Source organism: Acinetobacter sp., assembly GCF_049284435.1.
Lineage (GTDB): Bacteria > Pseudomonadota > Gammaproteobacteria > Pseudomonadales > Moraxellaceae > Acinetobacter.
This window is the reverse complement of record NZ_JBAPXX010000124.1, coordinates 1-1942: the sequence shown is the minus strand read 5'-3', so window position 1 is coordinate 1942 and position 1942 is coordinate 1. Positions and strand designations below refer to the sequence as shown.

Below are 1942 nucleotides of genomic sequence, written 5' to 3'. Positions count from 1 at the left end.
ATCTGATTATTTTTAGGTAAATCAATAGGTTCATTAAATACCGTTTTCGGTTGCGCCGTACGTAATGCTTTCTGGAAGGGAATAAAGGCCACCGCAATCGCGCCCATCATGACAAAGGCCAGACTGGCATCCCAGTCGCCAAACAGATCCAGGAAATCGAGTACTTTTTCAGGGTTAGACATGCCCGATACCATCAGCCCCACAGAGAACAGTGCACCAAATAAAAAGGCAAACACATTTTTCATTTTAGAATGCTCCTGTGATATGACGGATAATATAAACAGCGACAAAACCTGCAAACATAAAAGTCATGGTCGCGATGATAGAACGCTTAGACAGGCGACTGATGCCACAAATTCCGTGACCACTGGTACAACCCGAACCCAGACGTGTCCCAAAGCCTACCAGCAGACCTGCCACAATCATCATCAGTGGGCTGGCGTTCAATTCGATTTCAGGTTGTACAAACAGACCATAAATAAACGGTGTGATGATCAAGCCTGATAAAAACCAGATTGCAGGTGTTTTAAACATGGTTTTTGAGTTTAATACTTGCCCAATCAAACCACTGATTCCTGCAATACGGCCATTGACGTAAAGATAGCCAACCACGGAAAGTCCGAGCATTAAGCCACCAATAAATGCGATGAGGAAGTCATGCATGATGAATCAATCTCTATACAATATACTTTTTAATATTATATAATAAAAAATATTAATCAAGCCGTTTTATGGTAAATTGTGTAAACTGCACGGGCTACATCAAAAGTTTTGAGGACATTTATGGATATGATTGCTGCAAATGCCAAAATTGATTTTTCACAAGTCGATTTCGTCAGCCAATGCCTAAAAGTTTTAGCCAATCCTGATCGTCTGAAAATCTTATGTGTCCTGGTCGACGGGGAAATGAATGTTCAGGAAATTGAAGAATCTACCGATATTCATCAACCCACACTTTCACAACAGCTGACTGTGCTACGTAAGGCCGACATGGTCAGCACCCGACGTGAGGGCAAACAGATTTTCTATCGTCTGAGTGATCCCAAGGTCTTGAGCCTGATGCAAAAGCTGTACGAGCTGTATTGCGCCTAACCCTCTTCTTAGTGCATCCAAAAAGAAATCATCAGAAGCAGCCCGCTAAAAGTAGTAAACAGGTTTAGCCATACAGGATGCTGAGTATAATAACCTTTAATAAATTCCGCCGGTCGCAGTGACGCCAATCCCCATCCACTATGCATAGGCTATTTTTTATGCATAACGTTAATGATCGCCTAATTGCAATAGCAGGTTGGATTTTTCAATCACGAAACCAAATGCAATTAATGTCAGACCACTCCGGTTCTATGCCAGAGCGGTTCATTCCAAAGAAAACAGTACCCGTGGATGATCCAAAGTTGACATATCTCATCCGATCTTATTGTTCAAAAATCTCTTTAACGTCCATCGCCAAGCCTTGAGTAGATTTAAATTCACCCTGATTGTTTTTCCAGATCATCGACGGTGTGGAGAAAAAGCCGTATTTCCCCATCAGGGCCTGGTTGGCATCAATTTTTGCAGCAATTTCGGCAGGAATTTTTGCCATTTTCTTGAGCTGCTTTTTGCCTTTATTCTTGTTTATATCGTTAAAAAATGCCGCTGGATCTTTCGACATCAACAGTGTTGCCACCTGGCCACGGCTTTCTTCACGGATCACACCGACCTGAATATGACGCAACTGTACCTTGCCTGATTCGACCCAAGGCCGAGCCGCTTGCCAGAATTTATAGCAATATGGACAATTCGGATCGGAAAAGACATAAACCACCCGTGGTGCATCTGGCTTGCCATCCTGGATCCAGGTCGATTTTTCCAGGGTTTTCCAGACATCGTCCAATACCGCTTTTTTCATATGCTTTTCAATCTGTTCATTGGAAAGGCTTTTCCCTTGCGCATCAAACAGTTC

4 protein-coding genes are annotated in these 1942 nt (G+C 42.8%); 1 reads left to right on the top strand and 3 read right to left on the bottom strand.

Translation table 11 applies throughout. The annotated features are described in order from the left end of the window. Together WAK81_RS10975 and WAK81_RS10970 are read right to left on the bottom strand one after the other, a co-directional pair. Positions 1-245 (bottom strand): DUF6691 family protein (locus WAK81_RS10975; RefSeq protein WP_422196838.1); only part of this gene is annotated, 245 nt, incomplete at its 3' end. Position 246: 1 nt separating this feature from the next. Further along, complete coding sequence (locus WAK81_RS10970; protein ID WP_422196837.1) at positions 247-663, bottom strand: YeeE/YedE family protein; 417 nt, start codon at positions 661-663, stop codon at positions 247-249. Positions 664-783: 120 nt separating this feature from the next. On the opposite strand from WAK81_RS10970, the gene WAK81_RS10965 reads away from it, so the two are divergent. Continuing rightward, positions 784-1092 carry a metalloregulator ArsR/SmtB family transcription factor gene (locus WAK81_RS10965; RefSeq protein ID WP_422196836.1) on the top strand — a complete coding sequence of 103 codons (309 nt, stop codon included), beginning with the start codon at positions 784-786 and terminating at the stop codon, positions 1090-1092. A 322-nt stretch (positions 1093-1414) separates the two neighbouring features. Here the strand turns inward: WAK81_RS10965 and dsbG are convergent. Continuing rightward, the coding region (dsbG, locus tag WAK81_RS10960) for a thiol:disulfide interchange protein DsbG (RefSeq protein ID WP_422196835.1) at positions 1415-1942 on the bottom strand (528 nt) is incomplete at its 5' end.